This is a genomic window from Puniceibacterium sediminis, assembly GCF_900188035.1.
GTDB lineage: Bacteria > Pseudomonadota > Alphaproteobacteria > Rhodobacterales > Rhodobacteraceae > Puniceibacterium > Puniceibacterium sediminis.
Map to the genome: position 1 here is coordinate 220,451 of NZ_FZNN01000003.1, position 19,474 is coordinate 239,924.

Sequence of the window (19,474 nt, forward strand, 5' to 3'; positions counted from 1 at the left end):
CCCCGCTTCAACGCCAGCGTTACGCCCCCTGTGGTCATCGCGCAAGATGGCTTTTTCTCATTCCGAATACGCAAAGCCACTTTCGGCCAAACACGCGCCAGCAAAGCCCTTTAGTCCCTCATCAGGGTCCGTACCATTTCACTTTGCGGATCCAGAAGGTCGTCGATCACGTCGAAATGGTGCCTCTTGGGCTGGACCACATGGCCGCAATTCCAGGCCTCGGCCAGCCATCTGGCCTGATCCAGAAAAACGGGTTTCTCATCCGCACCCACCCAGACCGTCACCGGCATGTCGGGTTTTGGTTGAAAAACAGGACTTTCGGCCTCTGCTTCGTCGGCATCCAGCCTGAAATCCGCGTTCATCCGGGTTTCAAGCAACGGCCGCAGGTCTGAAACCGGCGAAATCGGCATTGCCTGCGCGATCCGGCGGTGCACATCATCCTCCAGCATCCCGGGCGCCAGCATCCGCGCCACCAGATGCCCGCCCGCCGAATGACCGACCAGCCGCACAGGACCGGCAACCTCATGCGCGGCCACGGTAATCGCCTGCGCGACCTGCCGCGCAATGTCACAAATCCGCACCCGGGGGACAAGATCATAGGACGGCAGCATCACTGCCTGACCATGCGCCAGAAACCCGGTTGCGAAATGGGAAAACAGACTGCGGTCAAACCGCCGCCAGTAACCGCCGTGAACAAAGACAGTCAGTCCGACGGGCTGCTGATCGGGCAGAAACAGATCCATCGCCTGCCGCGTGCCGTGGCCATACATCAGCCCCAGACGCGCCCTGTCGGCCAATGACATCCGTTGGCGAAAGGCCTCAGCGGCGTCGCGCCAACGTGGTTCGTATGCCGCGGCATCCGGTATATATCCGACATTGTCATATGCGTCGTCCAGGTCCATCACTTTCCTCATCTTGTCGTCTGGACTATAGGCATACCAGACGGTGCACCCCAAGCAGCATCAAAACCGGAGACAGACATGCTCGACCAGACAACAAATCTCGCTTCGCTTATGAATGACCCAAGTTTGCTGGAAACCCGCGCCTATATCGGCGGCAAGTGGGTCGATGGCGACAAGGGCACATTTGATGTCACCAACCCCGCGCGCGGCGATGTGGTCGCCCAGGTGGCTGACCTGTCGCGGGCCCAGGTGAATGGCGCCATTGCGCAGGCCGAGGCGGCGCAAAAGGAATGGGCCAAGTGGACCGGCAAGGAGCGCGCCGCCGTCATGCGCAAGTGGTTCGACCTGATGATGGCGAACCAGCATGACCTTGGCCTGATCCTGACGGCCGAGCAGGGCAAGCCGCTGGCCGAGGCCAAGGGCGAGATCGCCTATGGCGCGTCCTTCATCGAATTCTTTGGCGAAGAGGCCAAGCGCATCTATGGCGAGATGATCCCCGGCCACCAGCGTGACAAGCGCATCATGGTGATCAAGCAGCCGATCGGCGTTGCCGCGTCCATCACTCCGTGGAACTTTCCCAACGCCATGATCACCCGCAAGGCTGGCCCGGCGCTGGCCGCCGGTTGTGCCTTTGTCGCCCGTCCCGCCAAGGAAACGCCGCTGTCGGCCATCGTGCTGGGTGTTTTGGCCGAACGCGCGGGCATACCGGCAGGTGTGTTCAACGTCTTGCCGTCGTCGTCGGCGTCGGAAATCGGCAAGGAATTCTGCGAAAATCCGGCCGTGCGCAAACTGACCTTTACCGGTTCGACCGAGGTTGGGCGCATCCTGCTCAAGCAGGCGGCTGATCAGGTGATGAAGTGCTCGATGGAGCTGGGCGGCAATGCACCGTTCATCGTGTTCGACGATGCGGATCTGGATGCCGCCGTCGAGGGCGCGATCATGTGCAAGTTCCGCAACAACGGCCAGACCTGCGTCTGCGCCAACCGCCTGTATGTCCAGTCGGGCGCCTATGATGCCTTCGCAGAAAAGCTGCGGGCGCGGGTCGCGGCGATGAAGGTGGGCGATGGCCTGAAAGACGGCACCGATCTGGGTCCGCTGATCAACGAAGACGCCATCGTCAAGGTGCAGGAGCATATCGCTGATGCCAAGGCAAAGGGCGGCGAGGTCATTCTGGGCGGCGAGGCCGACCAGAAGCAGGGCAACTTCTTTGGCCCGACCATCGTGACCGGCGCGACCAAGGACATGCTGTTCTCGACCGAGGAAACCTTTGGACCGCTCGCGCCGCTGTTCAAGTTCGAGGACGAGGATGAGGTGATCGCGCTGGCCAATGACACGATCTTTGGCCTCGCATCGTACTTCTATGCCAAGGACCTGGCCCGCGTCTACAAGGTGGCCGAGGCGCTGGAATATGGCATCGTCGGGGTGAATACCGGGATCATTTCGACCGAGTTGGCACCCTTTGGCGGGGTCAAGCAGTCGGGTCTGGGCCGCGAAGGCAGCCATCACGGGATCGAGGATTACCTCGAGATGAAGTACGTCTGCCTGTCGATCTGATCCTGTCCGTAACCTGATCCAGCGGTGCGCGCCCCCGCCGGGGCGCGCGCTTTTTTGTCTCGTCCCCCGCGCTGCGCGCGGAGTCCTCGGGTGGGCGCCCGTTGCCAACGCCCGAGCGTCATGGCGATGTTACAAAACCTTCAAACGGATGTCGTGCAATCGGCGCACACCGCCCCCAAAGATAACAAGGGGACATCCATGCCAATTCGTACACTCTGCCTGACTTCGACCCTCGCGCTTTGCGCAGGATCCGCCACGCTCGCGCTGACTGCGGGGGCGGCAAAGGCCGACATGACGTTCAACCGCATCGCGAGCTTTGCCGTTATGGGCAACATGGCCGATGGCGAAGACCTGACCCGCGAAAGTTCGGCCGAGATCATTTCGGTCAGCGAAGACGGCATGACGCTGGCATATACCGACAGCCCGCTGGGTGTGCTGGGCCGCATCGACATCACCGACCCCGCCAATCCCAAGCCCCTGGGAAATATCGAACTGGGTGGCGAGCCGACAGCCGTCAGCGTTGTTGGCCAGACCGCCTATGTCGCCGTGAACACCTCGGAGAGCTATACCGCTCCGTCGGGTCACCTGTCGGCCATTGATCTGGCGAGCGGCGAGGAGTTGGCGCAATGCGATCTGGGCGGTCAGCCGGATTCGACCGCATTCGCCAAGGACAGCAGTTTTATCGCCGTGGCGATCGAGAATGAGCGTGACGAAGATCTGGGTGATGGCCGCGTGGGTCAGATGCCCGGCGGCGACGTCGTGATGATCGACCTCGCGGATGGCACGATGGATTGCGCCACCCTGCGTCATGCCGATGTGACCGGCCTGGCCGCGATCGCGCCCGAAGATCCCGAGCCCGAATTCACCGACATCAACGCGCTTGGCGAAGTCGCCGTGACGATGCAGGAGAATAATGAGATCGTCATCCTGTCGCGCGACGGTGAGGTGATCAACCATTTCAGCGCCGGTTCGGTGGATCTGGTGGGCATCGACGCCACGGACGAGCGCGGCGCGCTGCTGTTCACTGAATCGCAGATGGGTCGCCTGCGCGAACCCGATGCGGTGCAGTGGATCGACGACGACCACATCGCCATCGCCAACGAAGGCGACATGGACGGCGGTTCGCGCGGGTTCACCGTGTTCCACAAGGACGGCACCGAGGTCTACGAAAGCGGCACCAGCTTTGAGCAGGCGGTCATTCAGGTCGGCCACTACCCGGACAAACGTTCGGACGCCAAGGGGATCGAGCCTGAGGGCATGGAGATCGCCACTTTTGACCGTGTGCCCTACATGTTCCTGCTGGCCGAGCGTGCCTCGGTTGTCGGTGTCTATGACATGAGCGATCCGGCCAGCCCGGTGCTGAAGCAGATCCTGCCGTCGGGCATCGCGCCTGAAGGTGCTGTGGCGATCCCGCAGCGCAACCTGCTGGTCACCGCGAACGAAGCCGATCTGATCGAGGATGGCGGCGTGCGTTCGCATGTCATGATCTACGAATACGCCGAAGGCGAAGCCGCTTATCCGACACTGACCTCGGCCGGTGCGGACAAGCTGATCGGCTGGGGCGCGATTTCCGGCATGGTCGCCGGTGAAGGGTCCACGCTTTATGCGGTGAACGACAGCTTTTACAGCTACCAGCCGACGATCTTCACCATCGACACCTCAGTGTCACCGGCACAGATCACCGATGCCCTGCCAGTCACCCGCGCCGGGATGCCCGCGCAGAAGCTGGACATGGAAGGCATCACGCTGGACGGGAAGGGCGGTTTCTGGATCGCTTCGGAAGGCCGCACAGACCGTCTGGTGCCACATGCCCTCTACCACGTGAACGCCAAGGGTGAGATCAAGGACGAAATCGCCCTGCCTGCCGAGCTTCTGGCCCACGAAAAGCGCTTTGGCTTTGAAGGCATCACCAAGGTTGGTGACTGGCTCTGGATGGCGGTTCAGCGTGAATGGGGCGACGATCCCAAGGATCACGTGAAACTGGTCGCCTACAACGTCGAGACCGAGGAGTGGGGCGCCGTGCTCTATCCCAAGGCAAAGCCCGACGCGGGCTGGACCGGCCTGTCCGAGATCGTGGCACACGGTGACTGGGTCTATGTGATCGAGCGTGACAACCAGATCGGCGCTGCTGCCGTCACGAAAAAGGTCTATCGCATCCCCGCGACCGACATGGTGCCGGGTGCTTTGGGATCGGAGCTCAAGGTCGTGACCAAGGAAGAGGTGCGTGACCTTATCCCCGATCTCAAGTCTTGGAACGGTTACGTGGTGGACAAGGTCGAAGGTCTGGCCGTGACCGAAGACGGCACCTTCTGGGTGTCCACCGACAATGATGGCGTCGACGACAGTTCGGGCGAAACCTTCCTGTGGTCGTTCAAGTAAACTGAAGTCTCCGGCATCCGTTCCGTTTGAGCAAGCGGACGCCGGATCACCAGAAAGCGCCTGCTCCTATCCGGGGGCAGGTGCTTTTTTTTGACGTAAGCGCCATGTTTTGGCGTAAGCGCAATGTTTCGGAATGAAGAGATCGCTTTCGCCATGCAACAACTCAAACCTTGCTCCGTTGTGCGATGTTCAGATAGCCCCCGGGGCATTGTTTGGCAGGTAGCGGGCAGGGCTCACATATCCGGCGACATTTCGATCCGGTAGATCGCGTCAGACCAGCCGCCCGTTGAGCAATGCGCCCGTATGAACAGCTCGCGCACTCCATCCGGTACCATCACGGCCGACAGGGACCGTTTGAAAGGCTGCTCGTCCACATGCGGGTGCATCAGTTCGCGGGTGGCGATGATCTTGCCTTCGGCATTTTCGACCCGCCAGCTGTCGGCATAGTGGTCCCAGCCTGAGTCCGGATGGCGCAGGGTCACGGCGATGCGCCAGCCCATACCCACCTTGTCTGCTTTGACCGATACGATGTCAGGCGGTTCACCCCACGCAGAGGAAGCGAGCACAGCGGCAATTGCAAAACATGCGGAGAGTGTTTTCATGCCGTCATCCTAGCAGCTTGCCCGGACCCTTGGCGTCAACTCCGCGTGTGGCTTTTGTGTGTGGTTCGCGATCGCTGCCATCCAGCAACACTTCGCGTGAGGCGGACCAGAATTCGCGCCGCAGGATGACCAGCAAGGTGAACACCGTGGCCACAGCCAGCGCCCATGCCCCCAACAGCCAGGCAGCTGACGCGATGCCGAAATAGACGGACCGCAACCCGCCGTTAAAGCTGCGTGCAGCGGTAATGTTGATCTCGCCCGATTTCGCGGCGCGGATGTAGGCCACAGGGTTTTCGGCATCATTGGGTACCGCCGCCATCAGCACCGCACAGTAGCCGAAAAGCCGGTGCGACCAGACGAATTTCAGAAATCCGTTGGTGGCAAAGAACAGCATCAAAAGCAGCTTGATTTCCCACACGATCGTCGGGGCGGTGCCCAGTGTCAGATCCTGCGCCACGCCGCGCAGCATGTCGGCATTGCCGATCAGCGCCAGACCGCCGCCGATCGCGATCATGCTGGCCGACGCAAAGAATGCCGCCCCCTGACGCATGTTGTCGATGATCTGCGAATCAAAGATCCGCGGCTCGCGCGTCACGAAATGCCGCAGCCATTCCCGCCGGTAATCAGCCATGAGCATGGAGACCGAGGGCCGTCGCTTTGGCGGATGATCAATGATCCGGCTGGCCCCCATCCAGCCCAGCAACAGCACAGCCAGTGCGGCGTAATCCAGCGCCGTAAAAAGGTTCAGTTGATCGCTCCAGATCATGTCCATGCCTCAGAACGGCTTGACGACAACGACCCACAGGATCGCGATCACTGCCAGCACGCTGACTTCGTTGAATATCCTCAGGAAACGTTCCGATTCCGTGAATACGCCCCGGCGCGCCCGCAGGACCATACGCCCGGTCCAGCCATAATGCGCCGCCAGCGCCAGCACGAGGCTCAGCTTCAGCCAGACCCAGGCTGGAAAACCCCATGTCGCGGCGAGCCACAGTCCGGTGATGAGAGCGATCACCCCCAGCCCGGCGGAAAAACGGTAAAGCCGCACCGTCAGATCCCCCAGAGGCCCGAATTCGCCCAGTCGGGCATATTCGCGCTTCCAGTAGATCAGCGCGCGGGGGACGGCAAAGATGCTCGTCATCCATCCCATCACGCAGAGAAGGTGTATGATCTTGACCCAGTTCATGGCACGATCCCTGCGACAGCGCCGATATTTTGGCAAGCCATGCTGGGGCTGCGGCAATAAATCATTTGTTGCCCGTGCTGTTTTGGTTATATTACTTTACCAATTCATAGGATGTTGTCATGGAAATGCCCGTTCCGAATGCCGATGTGATTGCGCGCAAGGCGCAGATCGTTGCTGCGCTCAGCAAGGTTATGCCGTCCGGGGCGGTGATCTCTGACGTTTCTGAAACCCGCGCCTATGAATGCGACGCCCTGACCGCCTATCGCTGTGCGCCTCTGGCTGTGGTCCTGCCTCGATCGACCGAAGAAGTGTCGGCCGTGATGAAGATTTGCCACGACATGGGCGTTCCGGTTGTGCCGCGCGGGTCGGGCACGTCGCTGGCCGGGGGGGCGCTGCCCACGGCGGATTGCGTGCTTTTGGGCGTGGCGCGGATGAACGAAGTGATCGAGACTGATTATGAAAACCGTTTCATACGGGTGCAGACAGGCCGCACCAACCTAAGCGTTACCGGCGCAGTCGAGCAGGAAGATTTCTTTTATGCTCCTGACCCGTCATCCCAGCTTGCCTGTGCCATCGCCGGCAATATCGCGATGAATTCCGGCGGCGCGCATTGCCTTAAATACGGCGTGACAACAAACAACCTGCTGGGCGTGACGATTGTGCTGATGGATGGCACCGTCACCGAAATCGGCGGCGCGCATCTGGATTCTGGCGGACTGGATCTGCTGGGGCTGATTTGCGGCTCCGAAGGGCAGCTTGGCGTCGTGACCGAGGCGACCCTGCGCATCCTGCGCAAACCGGAAGGCGCGCGGCCCGTTCTGATGGGGTTCGACAGCAACGAAGTGGCCGGAGCCTGCGTGTCTGACATCATCAAGGCCGGCGTCCTGCCGGTGGCGATCGAATTCATGGACCGCCCCTGTATCGAAGCTTGCGAGGCTTTTGCCCATGCCGGTTATCCCATGTGCGAGGCGCTGCTGATCGTCGAGGTCGAAGGCTCCCCTGCCGAGATCGACGAACAGCTTTCGGTGATCCTCGACATTGCCCGGCGCCACAACCCGGTGGAACTGCGCGAGGCAAAAGATGCCGACGAAGCGGGCCGCATCTGGCTGGGACGTAAATCGGCGTTTGGCGCCATGGGGCAGATCAATGACTACATGTGCCTGGATGGTACGATCCCGGTGACCTCGCTGCCCTACGTTCTCAAACGTATCGGGGAGTTGTCCAAACAGTACGGTCTGGGCGTGGCGAACGTGTTTCACGCGGGCGATGGCAACATGCATCCGCTGATCCTGTTCGACGCGAACAAGCCCGGCGATCTGGAGTTGTGCGAAGATATGGGCGCCGACATCCTGCGGCTGTGCGTCGAGGTGGGCGGATGCCTGACCGGTGAACACGGGGTGGGCATCGAAAAACGCGATCTCATGGTGGATCAGTTCGCGCCGGACGACCTTGAGGCGCAGATGGCGGTAAAGGATGTGTTCGATCCGAAGTGGCTTTTGAATCCGGCCAAGGTGTTTCCGCTGGCAGCATCCGAAAGCCGCCGAAATTTTGCCCTGGCGGCAGAGTAATCTTGGGCCTCGCCCCCCTGCAAATTTGGAACCCAGAGAAGACATGAGACCAGAGACAGAGGCCGAGCTTGCCGAAATGATTGCCGCCGCAAAGGGCCCGCTGCATGTGCAGGGGGGCGGCACCCGCCCTGTGGGGCAACCTGTGACGGGCGAAATGTTGCACACCAGCGGGATGTCCGGGATCACGCTTTATGAACCGGGCGCGCTGACCCTTGTGGTGCAGGCGGGGACTCCGCTGGCCGAGATCGAGGCGGCGCTTGATGCAGAAGGGCAGAGGCTACCGTTCGAACCGATGGACCATCGCGGATTGCTTGGCACTTCGGGCACGCCGACAATTGGTGGCGTGGTGGCGTCGAACGCATCGGGGCCGCGGCGGATACAGGTCGGCGCATGTCGGGATTTCATGCTGGGCGTACGGTTCGTGGATGGGCAGGGCACGGTGATCAAGAACGGCGGCCGCGTGATGAAAAACGTCACCGGCTATGATCTGGTCAAGCTGCTCTCGGGCAGCTGGGGTACGCTTGGCGTGCTGAGTGAGGTGTCCCTCAAGGTGCTGCCAAAACCTGACAGTGCCGCAACCCTGAAGTTTCGGGGACTGGACGTGGCGCAGGCCGTAAGTGTGATGAGCCGCGCGCTCGGCTCTCCCTTCGAAATCACCGGCGCGGCACATGACCCGCAGGCGGGGCAGACCCTGCTGCGGATCGAAGGATTCGCGCAGTCAGTGACCTATCGCGCGGGGCAGTTGCGGGCGCTGTTCAGCGATCATGCCATCGAGATAGAAAACGATCCCGCACAGGTCGCCGCAACATGGGCCGGAATACGCGACGTTGCGCCGTTGCAGGATGGCACGGGCGATGTCTGGCGTTTGTCCGTGAAACCCTCGGATGCGCCCGAATTGGTGGCCCGGCTCGATGCCGAGGCGCTGTTGTTTGACTGGGGCGGCGGGCTGATCTGGGCGCGAGTGCCCGAAGGCACAGATCTGCGCGCCCGAATGAGCGGTGTGAAAGGTCACGCGACCCTGATCCGTGGGTCCGCCGCCAGCCGCGCGGCGCTGCCGGTGTTTCACCCCGAGCCCGCACCACTTGCCCATATTACCGACGGTTTGCGTCTGCGGTTCGATCCGCGTGGCATCCTCAATCCCGGGCTGATGGGGGCATGATTGCTGCCCCCTCTCGCGCCCAGCATCCTGCAACGACTTTGCAATGGTCCGCGCAATCCATGGCCCAAACGGTGAATTTCTGACATGCAGACGACCTTTACCCCAGAGCAGCTGACAGATCCCGAAGTGGCCCGTAGCAATGAAATCCTGCGCGCCTGCGTGCATTGCGGTTTCTGTACCGCCACCTGTCCGACCTATCAGGTGCTGGGCGATGAACTCGACAGTCCCCGGGGGCGGATCTACCTGATCAAGGACATGCTCGAAAACGAGCGCAAGCCCGATGCCAAAACGGTCAAGCATATCGATCGCTGTCTCAGTTGTCTGGCTTGCATGACGACCTGCCCGTCAGGCGTGCACTACATGCATCTGGTCGATCACGCCCGCGCCTATATCGAACAGAACTATGACCGCCCCTGGTCCGACCGCGCGTTGCGTTGGGTGCTGGCGCGCATCCTGCCCTATCCGAACCGGTTCCGGCTTGCGTTGCTGGGGGCTAAGATCGGGCGCCCCTTTGCCTTTCTGATGCCGGATGCCCGGTTGAAGGCGATGCTGGAAATGGCCCCCAGGACCATCCCGCCCGTCAGCCGCAATGATGACCCGCAAAGCTTTGCGCCCCTCGCCCCGCGCAAGAAACGTGTCGCGCTGATGACGGGCTGCGCACAAAAGGCGCTGAACACCGACATCAACGATGCCACCATCCGCCTGCTGCGCCGTCTGGGCTGCGAAGTTGTCGTGGCCAAGGGTGCCGGCTGCTGCGGGGCGCTGACCCATCACATGGGAAAGGTGGACGAAAGCCATGGCTCCGCCGCTGCCAACATCCGCGCATGGGCGGCCGAAATGGACGGGGGCGGCCTTGATGCCATCGTGATCAACACCAGCGGGTGCGGCACGACGGTCAAGGACTACGGCCATATGTTCCGCAACGACCCGCTGGCCGCGGATGCCGCCCGCGTGTCGGGCATCGCCAAGGACATAAGCGAAGTGCTGATGGATCTCGACCTGCCCGAAGGCTCGGATCAGGGTCTGACGGTCGCTTATCATGCCGCCTGTTCTCTCCAGCACGGTCAGAAGATCAAGACCTTTCCCAAGGACCTGCTAAAGCGCGCCGGGTTCAAGATAGTCGAACCGTCCGACCCGCACCTATGCTGTGGGTCAGCGGGTACCTATAACCTGATGCAACCCGAAATCTCGAAACAGCTCAAGACGCGCAAGGTCCGTACCCTGGAAGCGAAAAAGCCGGATGTGATCGCTGCCGGGAACATCGGCTGCATGATGCAGATCGGATCAGGTACCGGCATTCCGGTGGTGCATACGGTTGAACTTCTTGACTGGGCGACAGGCGGGCCAAAACCGCCGGGGCTGCACCGCGACAGCTGAGACAGCGTTTGAACCTCTTCGGGATCGTCGCCTTCGCGGCGACCCCGAGGTCTTGAAACGCCTCATTCTCCTACCCATCTTATGTCCATCGGGATGCCGAATGTCGGGTCCCGAACGAACTGCGCCTGTCCCATGACGGGAAGGCGTGACATCGAAAATGGTATCGCTCACTGGAGGATGACCCATGAGAAGCTTTGATTTTGCACCCCTTTACCGTGCCACTGTCGGATTCGACCAAATCGCAGACATGATGGACCGGGTTCTGGCCAATGACGGCGCACAGCCGACATATCCCCCCTACAACATCGAAAAGACCGCCGATGACAGCTACCGCATCTCGATCGCGGTTGCCGGTTTCGCGGGCTCTGACCTTTCGGTCGAGATGAAAGAAAATGCGCTGGTCGTTTCTGCCCGCAAGGCGGATGAGGACGGTCCCCGCGCCTATCTGCATCGCGGCATCGCGACACGCGCGTTTGAACGCCGGTTCCAGCTGGCCGATCATGTGCGCGTCATCGGAGCGAGCCACGCCGACGGTATGCTGCACATCGACCTGACCCGCGAAATCCCCGAGGCGCTGAAACCCCGCCGGATCGAGATCGCGGCCGCCGGTCCGGTGGAAAAGGATGTCCTCGACGCGAAGGCCGTGAACTGATCACGCCTTTGACCGAGGTCAAACACTGATACGCAGCCCCCGGCAGTTTGTACTGCCGGGGGCTTTTGTTTGGAAGATCAGATGGGGCGCGAGCCTCAGAACGCTTCAGCAACGTCCTGATGCAGTTTTCAGGCAGCTTCCAAAAGGCCGCGTCCGCCAACGGAAATACTAATTCCGCCCCTCGCGCAGCCAGGCACCTACAATCATCGCAGTGGCAAGCAACAGCACCAGCCAGGCCGGGAGCATCGGGGTCTGCGTGACATCCCGAGTCTCATAGGCATTGCGCGGTGTCAGACCAATCCAGCCACGCCCGGCAGCAGGCCGACCCATGCCAACTTCGCGGATTGACGGGATGCCATCTTCCAGAGGCAGTACACCGCCACGCAGGGTATCGATGACCGGTTCCAGCAACTCGCCAGTCGCGATGGTCTGCTCAAATTCGCGCGGGGCGGCGGGGCCCAGACCAATGACCGCGGTCTGATCACCCTCGGAAAGCCGGTAGAGCCCGATGTCGGGGCCGTCAAACAGGGCTTCGAACCGTCCCGGGCTGACCTCTTTCAGCTCCACCTCTTCGGTGGATCCATCGGGCCGGGTGACTGTCACCGCGCCGACCTTATCGGACAGAGTCCGGCGGATGATGCGCATGGTTTGGCCGGTGGCCTCAGCGAACAGCGCTTCCTCCTCAAGCTCGGGCTCTTTCATCATCCAGTGCGCCAGCCTGCGCAGCAGATCAAGCTGGGGGCCGCCGCCCTCGAACCCGCGTGACCAGAGCCAGGCCTGATCCGACGCCATCAGCGCAACGCGCCCCTCGCCCACGCGGTCGAGGATCAGCAGCGGGCGGTCGTCGGCACCGGACATCACCACTTCGCTTTCAGGGGTCGGCGTCACCTCGATCTGGCGCATCCAGCGGCCCCAGGTGTCTGCGCCCAGAAGGCCAGAGGTGACCGGATGGCGCTGGCCAAGATCGGTGATCGCGGGGCGATAGCCTTCGTCAACGACACGGGCGGTCGGTTCGGCCGGCAGGATCGATGACAGGGGCGAGCGATAAAGGCTGTCGGCGCTGGCATAGTCGGGACCGGCGGCGATCAGCAGGGCACCACCCTGTTCGACATAGTTGCGTACATTGTCCAGATAGATCGACGGCAGGATCCCGCGCCGCTTGTAGCGATCAAAGATGATCAGGTCGAAATCCTCGATCTTTTCAAGGAAAAGCTCGCGGGTCGGAAAGGCGATCAGCGACAGTTCGGTGACCGGCACGCCATCCTGCTTTTCCGGGGGTCTGAGGATCGTGAAATGGACCAGATCCACGGAGCTGTCGGATTTCAACAGGTTGCGCCAGGTTCGCCCGCCCGCGTGCGGTTCACCCGACACCAGCAGCACGCGCAGCCTGTCGCGCACACCGTTGATCTGCACAAGGGCGGTGTTGTTGCGGTCGGTCAACTCGCCGTCTGCTTCGGGCACGGAGAACTGGATCACGTTGCGCCCGCCATGCGGCAGGGTGACCGGCAGTTCAAAAGCTTCGCCCGTGGGGATGTTGAACACCTGCGGCTCGCCGCCATCGACCGAGATTTCCAGCGGAGTCACTCCGGCGGTCGGTCCGGCGCCTTCATGCTCGACCATCACAGTCAGGGTCACAGGCTCGCCCAGAATGGCAAAGGCCGGGGCATTGCGAACGATCAGGCGACGATCCCAGTCGGTTTCGCGGCCCGTCATCAGCAGGTGCATGGGCGCGGGCAGGTTGGGCGCGCGTTCCAGATCATGCAGGCGGCCATCCGACAGCAGCAGGATGCCGGCGATCCTTGCGCGTGGCTCTTCGGCAAGCGCTGCATTCAGCGCCGACATGAGCAGGGTACCGGCGTCCTCCTCGCCGTCGCCCACATTGATGCGCCGTACTTCGGTGTTGGGGCGGCCCGCCAGACGCGCCTCTAGCGTGGTGGCGGCGTCTTCGGTGACACCGGCGCGTTCGGCCAGTGTCTGGCTCGCGCTTTGGTCGACGAGCATAAGAACAATGTCTGAAAGCGGCGTGCGATCCTCGACCTGATAGGACGGCTGGGTCAGCGCCCCGATCAACACGACCCCCGCCAGCGCGCGCAGCGCCCAGCCGGACAGCCCCCGCCACAGGGCCAGAACAACGCCGGTCAGCGCACCCACGCCAAGAACGGCGATCACCGCCCAGGGCAGCAGCGGATCAAAGACGATACTTCCGGTCATTGGCCCAGCCTGTCGAGTAGTGCAGGCACGTGGACCTGATCGGATTTATAGTTCCCGGTCAGCACGTGCATGACCAGATTGACGCCGAAACGATAAGCGATCTCGCGCTGGCGTTCGCCGGAAAATCCACGCCCGACAGGGGCCAGAGGATTGCCGCGTTCATCCATCGCCCAGGCTGCGGCCCAGTCGTTGCCCCCGATCACCACCGGCGTCACATTGTCGTTGAGGTTACGAAACGGCATGCCATCGATCAGTTCGGCGTCTGGCGGCGCCGCTTCGACCCAGACATCGCGGGCGTCGTAGCGGCCGGGGAAATCCTGCAAAAGATAGAAGGTCCGGGTCAGGACATGATCCGCCGGGATCGGTTCCAGCGGCGGGATGTCCAGCGGCGCGGCAAGCTGTTGCAGCTTGCGGCCATTGACGCTTGATGTGCCAAAGCTTGCCACATCGGCGTCGCGCGTGTCGAAAAGGATCATCCCGCCAGAACGCAGATAGGTATTGAGCTTGGCATAGGCGGCGTCCGACGGGGTCGGCTGGCTGGGCGTGACGGGCCAGTAAAGCAGCGGAAAAAAGGCCAGTTCATCGGTTTCAAGGTTCACGCCCATCGGATCGGACGGCTCGACCGAGGTGCGAAAAAACAGCGTTTCCGACAAGCCCACAAGGCCGGCGTGGGCAAGGTCGTCAAGCTGTGCATCGCCCGTGATGACATGGGCCAGGGTGACCTCGGCTGTTGCGGCGATGGCAAAGGCGTCGGAGGACGCGCTCCCCTGCGCCTGCAAGGTGTGGGGATACAGGGACGCGAACATCAGCGCCGCAATCAGTGCGGTGGCGGGACGGGCACCGCGCAACCGGCCCGACAGGGCAAGCGACGCGATGACATCGGCCAGAAGCATGGCAATCGCCAGCGCCAGCAGCCACCCCGCCAGCGGTGTTTCCTGCGGTCGGCTCAGCCCCTCGACCACGATGCGATCAGGCCAGTTGACCGCTGTCAGTTCCGTCTCGGAGGTCACCACGTTGCGGGCCAGACTGCGGTCCTCCCCCTGATACAGGCCGGGGCGCAGATCGGGGCCAAGAGGATCACCGGCTAGCAAAGCGCCGTCCACACCGGGCAGGTTTCCGGCATCCCGCGGGCTGCCAAAGGCGTCCAGAACGACCTCGGGCTGCCAGACTGTGCCTTCCAGATCAGCGGCTTCGGGCTGCGTCGGTGTTGAGGAGACGGCGAGCCGCTCGAGCATCTGCACGAACAGGCCTGACAGCGGCAGCGCGGACCATTCCGCATTGGCGGTGACGTGGAACAGTACGACCTGCCCCTGACCAATGCGTTTGCGGGTCACCAGCGGGGTGCCATCGTCAAGCTGAGCAACGACGCGGTCGGCAAGGTTCGGATCGGGTTGCGCCATGACCTGCGCGGTGACGGTCACGTCGGGCGGGATATCTAGGCCAAAGAACGGGCTTTCGGGGCTGAAAGCCGCAAGCGATTTCGGTTCACCCCAGCTCATGGCGCCGCCAACGGTGCGGCCCCCGGCGCGCAGGCGGACGGGCATCAGGGGGTCTTCGCTGTCGCGGCTCACATCGCTGGCAGCCAGACGCGGCCCGGCAAAGCGCAGCAACATGCCGCCCTTTTCGACCCACTCCATCGTTGCCTGCTCTTCCGCAGGACCGAGCGTGGCAACATCGGCCAGGATAATCACGTCGGGATTGGCCGGAAGAATGTCCAGAAGCACCCCGTCCAGAAGATCTGCATTGGGTTCCAAGGCGCGGGTCAGGTAATAGAGCGGTGAAAGCAGTTCCAGCCCTTCGCGGTTTTCATTCCCGGCGATCAGGGCGACTTCGCGACGGCGCAGGGAATCGTCGGGCAGGGTGACGGCCCCGGCGCTTCTCTGGCCTTCGACCTCAAACCTTGTGACGCGTGCGCGCAGTTCGGCAGGCAGCGAGAGTTCGGTTTCACCCGTCACGGCGTCGGCGGCAAAGGTCACCGGAACGCGCGCCAGAGTGGCGGGATTGCCAGCGGGGTCAAGTCCTTGAGCAACCACCGAAACCTCTGTCTCGGGGCCGGGCCGCAGGCGGCGCAGGCTCAGCGCGACATTACCGTCGCTGAAGCGCGCGGGTTCGATGGCATACAGGCTGCGCGGGCTTTCAAACACTGTCACACGCCCGCGATTTTCCAGTGCCTCCAGCAGACCGGCGCGGGTGTCGCGGGCCAGCCCGTCGGACAGCCAATAAGTATCGAATGCGCTGTCGGGCAAGACGGACATCAGGCGCGCGGTCTGCGCGGCTTGGGGTTCCCAGGGTTCGGGCAGGATGCCGGGCAGTCGGCTGCGCCAGACGTCGGCGGCCTGAAATCGGGGTTCCTCCGGGTCGGTCAGACGCACCATTGCAACGGGGCGGTTGTCGCGACCCGCGCGGGTCAGCAGCGCCTCGATCGCCTCTTGCCGGGCGCGCCAGTCGGCGGCGCTGGCCCAGCTGGCGTCCATCAGAACCATAAGCGGGGCCGTGCCCGCAGCCTCGGATTCGTTCCTCGGGTTCAGGACAGGACCAGCGAGGGCGACAATCACCGCTGCCACGGCCAGCATCCGCAGCAAAAGCAGCCACCATGGTGTGCGATCGCTGACCTGTTCATCATCCTTGAGGCCACGCAACAGGATGACGCCCGGGAACAACCGACGGATGGGCGCGGGCGGGACGGCACGCAGGATCAGCCACAGGATCGGCAGGGCAAACAGACCCAGCAAGAGCCAGGGCGCAGAAAAACCGAGCGCGCCGAAAAGGGTCATCCGTGACCTCCGTCCATCGCGCGATAGACCCACAGAAGGGCAGATTGCGCGGATGTGTTGGTATGATGGCAGTTGTACTGCCAGCCGGTGACACGGCAAAGCTGTTCCAGCCGCGCTTTGCGTTCAGCAAGGCGGGCAAGGTATCGGCCTCGCATATCGTCAGCCTTCAGTGTCTCATGCGCCATCGATTTGCCGACGCTTTCAAAGATCGTTCGCCCGTGAAAGGGGAACGCCTCTTCGGTCGGGTCCAGCACTTGCAGCAGCACGCCGCGCACGCCACGGTCGGCGGCCTTGGTCAGGGCGGCCTCGACCGGCGCCAGATCGGCAAGGAAATCCGAAATGAACATGGCGCGGGCGTGGGGCAACATGCCACGCGCTTCGGGTTCGGCGTAGTCTTCGGTGGAATCGGTGGTAAAGGCCTCGGCAAGCCGCAGGATCTGTTCGTTGCCGCGCCGGGGCGGCAGGGTCCAGCCGGTCAGGCCAACACGCTCACCGCCGCGCACCAGTAGGATTGAGGCGGCAAGGGTCAGAAGGCGCGCGCGGTCGGCCTTGGTCGGAAGATCCTTTGACGAGGCAAACCGCATCGACGCACCCTGATCAAGCCAGACGATGACGCTTTGTGCGATCTGCCATTCGTGTTCGCGAACAAACTGGCCATCGCTGCGGGCAGACCGCCGCCAGTCGATACTGCGCAGGGAATCGCCCTGTTGCAGTGGACGGTATTGCCAGAAATCATCGCCCAGCCCCGCACGCCGCCGCCCGTGTTCCCCCAGAAGAACCGTGCCTGCCAGCTTTTCCGCCCGCGCCAGAAGGGCGGGCAGACGGGCGGCTTCTTCTTCCGCTGTTTGCCGGAGGGCGAGCGCTGATTTCACGCGGCGGCCTCGGACCGCATCATGCCGACGGCGACGTCGTCGATCAGCGCGCCAAGGTCTTCGCCCCGCGCGCGGGCCGAGAAAGTCAGCGCCATGCGGTGGGTCAGGACCGGGCGGGCCATGTTCAAGACATCCTCGGGGGATGGGGCCAGACGCCCCTGCAAAAGCGCGCGGGCGCGGACGGTCATCATCAGCGCCTGTGCGGCACGCGGCCCGGGACCCCATGCGACAGTGTCGCGGACGCGTTCACCGGATGAGGGGTCCGATGGGCGGAAGGCGCGAACCAGATCAAGGATCATTTCGACCACAGCATCACCCACGGGCATGCGACGCAGCAGGCGCTGTGCGGCCACAAGTGAATCCGGATCAAAGACCTGATGCGCTTCTTCCTCGACCAGACCGGTGGTTGCCAAAAGGATGTCGCGTTCTGTCTTGCGGTCAGGGTAGGCGACGTCGATCTGCACAAGGAAACGGTCAAGCTGTGCTTCGGGCAGGGGATAGGTGCCCTCCTGCTCGATCGGGTTCTGCGTCGCAAGCACATGGAACGGCGCGCCAAGCGGTCGGTTTTCGCCGGCGACGGTCACGACCTTTTCCTGCATCGCCTGCAAAAGGGCCGACTGGGTGCGCGGGCTGGCGCGGTTGATTTCATCCGCCATCAGAAGCTGGCAGAAGATCGGCCCGGGGATGAATTTGAACGCGCGGCTGCCGTCCGCGCCGGTTTCCAGCACTTCGGACCCCAGAATATCCGCCGGCATCAGGTCAGGCGTGAACTGCACGCGGTTGCCGTTCAGGCCCATGACAGTGCTCAGCGTTTCCACCAGACGCGTCTTGCCCAGACCGGGCAGGCCGATCAGGATGGCATGACCACCGCAGAGCATTGCCGACAGGGTCAGCTCAACCACACGCTCCTGTCCGATGAATCTTTTTGTAATCGCGGTCTTGGCCTGGGCCAGTTTCGCTTCCAGTGCCTCGATTTCGGCGACCAGATCCTTGGCCTCGGTCATGACATTACTCCCTGACATGCTAACATCTTGGTACGAGTGTATCGTGCGACATGGAAATGGCAAAAGTTATGAACACACAAAATATTGTGACCCCTTCGGCAGAAGGCATCGCCGCGTCCATCAGGGCCGCAAAAGGCCGGGGACTGCCGCCGGTAGAAAAATGGAATCCGCCGTTCTGCGGCGATCTGGACATGCGCATCGCGCGGGATGGAACATGGTTCTATCTGGGCACCCCCATCGGTCGCCCGGCGCTTGTCCGTTTGTTTTCAACGATCCTGAAGATGGAGGCCGGGAAATATTTTCTTGTGACCCCGGTCGAGAAGGTCGGGATCACGGTGGATGACGCGCCGTTTGTTGCGGTCGATTTTGAGGTCGAGGGGGAAGGCCGGGATCAGACGCTCAGTTTTCAGACAAGTGTAGGTGATACGGCCACTGCGGGACCAGAACATCCGATCCGCGTGGTCCGCGACGACGCGACTGGAGAACCGTCGCCCTATGTCATGATCCGCGCCGGACTCGAGGCGCTGATCGATCGCAAGAGCTTTTACCGGCTGGTTGAGCTGGGCACGCATGACGCCGTGGACGGGGATTCGTGGTTCGGGCTGTGGTCCGGTGGGATGTTTTATCCGATGATTCCGTCGTCGGAGCTGCCCGAGTGAGCGGACTGGTTTGACAACGGCGAATTTGACAAGCCTGCCGCGATGCGAAAGATCGCAGTCAACGCGGCGCGCACTGGCGAAAGCGCCGAAACCGATCACCTGTTTGCAGATTGAGGGGGCTCACATGGGCTATGTCTACGACGATCAGAATATCTTTGCGAAAATCCTGCGGGGCGAGATTCCCAGCAGCACAGTGCTTGAGACCGAGCACAGCCTGGCGTTTCGCGACCTCTATCCGCAGGCGCCGGTGCATGTTCTGGTGATCCCGAAGGGGCCGTACGTCTGCTACGATCACTTTGCGCTGGAAGCTTCGGATGCGGAAATGGTCGATTACACCCGCGCCATCGGCAAGGTCTGCGAGATGGAGGGCGTCGCGGAGGGCGGTTTCCGCATGATCTCGAACGCGGGAGAGGTCGGCGTGCAGGAGGTGCCACATCTGCATGTGCACATTCTGGCCGGACGTCCGCTGGGCCGGATGCTGCAAAAGGCCTGATCCGGCAGTTCTGATCCCGCGGGGCGCGCCTTTGGCGCGCGCTGGATGTGTCACCCCCCGCCTGTGGCAGGGGGCTCCGCGC

At 62.5% G+C, this 19,474-nt stretch carries 16 protein-coding genes; 8 read left to right on the forward strand and 8 right to left on the reverse strand.

Features of this window, described 5'->3' with window-relative positions; all coding sequences use genetic code 11:
* Nucleotides 1-110: 110 nt before the first annotated feature.
* Nucleotides 111-902, reverse strand: a complete 792-nt coding sequence (locus tag CHB75_RS05440; protein WP_089269517.1) for an alpha/beta hydrolase — start codon at nt 900-902, stop codon at nt 111-113.
* A gap of 78 nt (nt 903-980) precedes the next feature.
* On the opposite strand from CHB75_RS05440, the gene CHB75_RS05445 reads away from it, so the two are divergent.
* Nucleotides 981-2,456 (forward strand): NAD-dependent succinate-semialdehyde dehydrogenase, encoded by a 1,476-nt coding sequence (locus CHB75_RS05445; protein WP_089269518.1) that lies wholly within the window; start codon nt 981-983, stop codon nt 2,454-2,456.
* A gap of 198 nt (nt 2,457-2,654) precedes the next feature.
* Nucleotides 2,655-4,835: an esterase-like activity of phytase family protein gene (locus tag CHB75_RS05450; protein WP_089269519.1), complete on the forward strand. Its 2,181-nt coding sequence runs from the start codon at nt 2,655-2,657 to the stop codon at nt 4,833-4,835.
* 233 nt (nt 4,836-5,068) lie between these two features.
* Here CHB75_RS05450 and CHB75_RS05455 read toward each other — a convergent pair whose 3' ends face one another.
* The 3 genes from CHB75_RS05455 to CHB75_RS05465 are packed head-to-tail and all read right to left on the reverse strand — an operon-like array spanning nt 5,069 to nt 6,623.
* Nucleotides 5,069-5,437 (reverse strand): hypothetical protein, encoded by a 369-nt coding sequence (locus CHB75_RS05455; RefSeq protein ID WP_089269520.1) that lies wholly within the window; start codon nt 5,435-5,437, stop codon nt 5,069-5,071.
* Between the two features lie 4 nt (nt 5,438-5,441).
* Nucleotides 5,442-6,203, reverse strand: coding sequence for a DUF599 domain-containing protein (locus CHB75_RS05460; protein ID WP_089269576.1), 762 nt, complete (start codon nt 6,201-6,203; stop codon nt 5,442-5,444).
* A 9-nt stretch (nt 6,204-6,212) separates the two neighbouring features.
* The gene (locus CHB75_RS05465) at nt 6,213-6,623 is read right to left on the reverse strand and encodes a CopD family protein (RefSeq protein ID WP_089269521.1); all 411 of its coding nucleotides are present in this window, start codon (nt 6,621-6,623) and stop codon (nt 6,213-6,215) included.
* A gap of 119 nt (nt 6,624-6,742) precedes the next feature.
* Here CHB75_RS05465 and CHB75_RS05470 point away from each other — a divergent pair, with 119 nt between their 5' ends.
* The 4 genes from CHB75_RS05470 (at nt 6,743) to CHB75_RS05485 (ending at nt 11,379) form a co-directional block, all read left to right on the forward strand.
* Nucleotides 6,743-8,191 (forward strand): FAD-linked oxidase C-terminal domain-containing protein, encoded by a 1,449-nt coding sequence (locus CHB75_RS05470; RefSeq protein ID WP_089269522.1) that lies wholly within the window; start codon nt 6,743-6,745, stop codon nt 8,189-8,191.
* Nucleotides 8,192-8,234: 43 nt separating this feature from the next.
* Nucleotides 8,235-9,350, forward strand: a complete 1,116-nt coding sequence (gene glcE, locus CHB75_RS05475) for a glycolate oxidase subunit GlcE (protein WP_089269523.1) — start codon at nt 8,235-8,237, stop codon at nt 9,348-9,350.
* Between the two features lie 84 nt (nt 9,351-9,434).
* Nucleotides 9,435-10,727: a glycolate oxidase subunit GlcF gene (gene glcF / locus CHB75_RS05480; RefSeq protein WP_089269524.1), complete on the forward strand. Its 1,293-nt coding sequence runs from the start codon at nt 9,435-9,437 to the stop codon at nt 10,725-10,727.
* Nucleotides 10,728-10,911: 184 nt separating this feature from the next.
* Nucleotides 10,912-11,379 carry an Hsp20 family protein gene (locus CHB75_RS05485; RefSeq protein WP_089269525.1) on the forward strand — a complete coding sequence of 156 codons (468 nt, stop codon included), beginning with the start codon at nt 10,912-10,914 and terminating at the stop codon, nt 11,377-11,379.
* 168 nt (nt 11,380-11,547) lie between these two features.
* On the opposite strand, the gene CHB75_RS05490 is transcribed toward CHB75_RS05485, so the two are convergent.
* From CHB75_RS05490 to CHB75_RS05505, 4 genes are read right to left on the reverse strand one after another with little or no spacing between them, the layout of a single operon-like run.
* Nucleotides 11,548-13,590 carry a glutamine amidotransferase gene (locus tag CHB75_RS05490; RefSeq protein WP_089269526.1) on the reverse strand — a complete coding sequence of 681 codons (2,043 nt, stop codon included), beginning with the start codon at nt 13,588-13,590 and terminating at the stop codon, nt 11,548-11,550.
* The gene (locus CHB75_RS05495; RefSeq protein WP_089269527.1) at nt 13,587-16,364 is read right to left on the reverse strand and encodes a DUF4159 domain-containing protein; all 2,778 of its coding nucleotides are present in this window, start codon (nt 16,362-16,364) and stop codon (nt 13,587-13,589) included. Before CHB75_RS05495 ends, CHB75_RS05490 begins: the two co-directional genes overlap by 4 nt.
* A complete protein-coding gene (locus CHB75_RS05500; RefSeq protein WP_089269528.1) occupies nt 16,361-17,236 on the reverse strand; it encodes a DUF58 domain-containing protein in 876 nt (291 codons plus the stop codon). The genes CHB75_RS05495 and CHB75_RS05500 overlap by 4 nt, the downstream gene beginning before the upstream one ends.
* On the reverse strand, nt 17,233-18,240 hold the full coding sequence (locus CHB75_RS05505; RefSeq protein ID WP_089269529.1) for an AAA family ATPase: 1,008 nt from the start codon (nt 18,238-18,240) through the stop codon (nt 17,233-17,235). Before CHB75_RS05505 ends, CHB75_RS05500 begins: the two co-directional genes overlap by 4 nt.
* 68 nt (nt 18,241-18,308) lie before the next feature.
* On the opposite strand from CHB75_RS05505, the gene CHB75_RS05510 reads away from it, so the two are divergent.
* Together CHB75_RS05510 and CHB75_RS05515 are read left to right on the forward strand one after the other, a co-directional pair.
* The gene (locus tag CHB75_RS05510; protein WP_089269530.1) at nt 18,309-18,899 is read left to right on the forward strand and encodes a DUF1285 domain-containing protein; all 591 of its coding nucleotides are present in this window, start codon (nt 18,309-18,311) and stop codon (nt 18,897-18,899) included.
* A gap of 124 nt (nt 18,900-19,023) precedes the next feature.
* Entirely contained in the window at nt 19,024-19,392 is a 369-nt protein-coding gene (locus CHB75_RS05515) for a histidine triad nucleotide-binding protein (protein ID WP_089269531.1), read from the forward strand.
* The last annotated feature ends 82 nt before the right edge of the window (nt 19,393-19,474 follow it).

Bases quoted from the DNA above. Each gene is read 5' to 3' on its own strand.
- CHB75_RS05440 (WP_089269517.1), bottom strand. From the start codon at position 902: ATGGACCTGGACGACGCATATGACAATGTCGGATATATACCGGATGCC.
- CHB75_RS05445 (WP_089269518.1), top strand. From the start codon at position 981: ATGCTCGACCAGACAACAAATCTCGCTTCGCTTATGAATGACCCAAGT.
- CHB75_RS05450 (WP_089269519.1), top strand. From the start codon at position 2,655: ATGCCAATTCGTACACTCTGCCTGACTTCGACCCTCGCGCTTTGCGCA.
- CHB75_RS05455 (WP_089269520.1), bottom strand. From the start codon at position 5,437: ATGAAAACACTCTCCGCATGTTTTGCAATTGCCGCTGTGCTCGCTTCC.
- CHB75_RS05460 (WP_089269576.1), bottom strand. From the start codon at position 6,203: ATGATCTGGAGCGATCAACTGAACCTTTTTACGGCGCTGGATTACGCC.
- CHB75_RS05465 (WP_089269521.1), bottom strand. From the start codon at position 6,623: ATGAACTGGGTCAAGATCATACACCTTCTCTGCGTGATGGGATGGATG.
- CHB75_RS05470 (WP_089269522.1), top strand. From the start codon at position 6,743: ATGGAAATGCCCGTTCCGAATGCCGATGTGATTGCGCGCAAGGCGCAG.
- glcE (WP_089269523.1), top strand. From the start codon at position 8,235: ATGAGACCAGAGACAGAGGCCGAGCTTGCCGAAATGATTGCCGCCGCA.
- glcF (WP_089269524.1), top strand. From the start codon at position 9,435: ATGCAGACGACCTTTACCCCAGAGCAGCTGACAGATCCCGAAGTGGCC.
- CHB75_RS05485 (WP_089269525.1), top strand. From the start codon at position 10,912: ATGAGAAGCTTTGATTTTGCACCCCTTTACCGTGCCACTGTCGGATTC.
- CHB75_RS05490 (WP_089269526.1), bottom strand. From the start codon at position 13,590: ATGACCGGAAGTATCGTCTTTGATCCGCTGCTGCCCTGGGCGGTGATC.
- CHB75_RS05495 (WP_089269527.1), bottom strand. From the start codon at position 16,364: ATGACCCTTTTCGGCGCGCTCGGTTTTTCTGCGCCCTGGCTCTTGCTG.
- CHB75_RS05505 (WP_089269529.1), bottom strand. From the start codon at position 18,240: ATGACCGAGGCCAAGGATCTGGTCGCCGAAATCGAGGCACTGGAAGCG.
- CHB75_RS05510 (WP_089269530.1), top strand. From the start codon at position 18,309: ATGAACACACAAAATATTGTGACCCCTTCGGCAGAAGGCATCGCCGCG.
- CHB75_RS05515 (WP_089269531.1), top strand. From the start codon at position 19,024: ATGGGCTATGTCTACGACGATCAGAATATCTTTGCGAAAATCCTGCGG.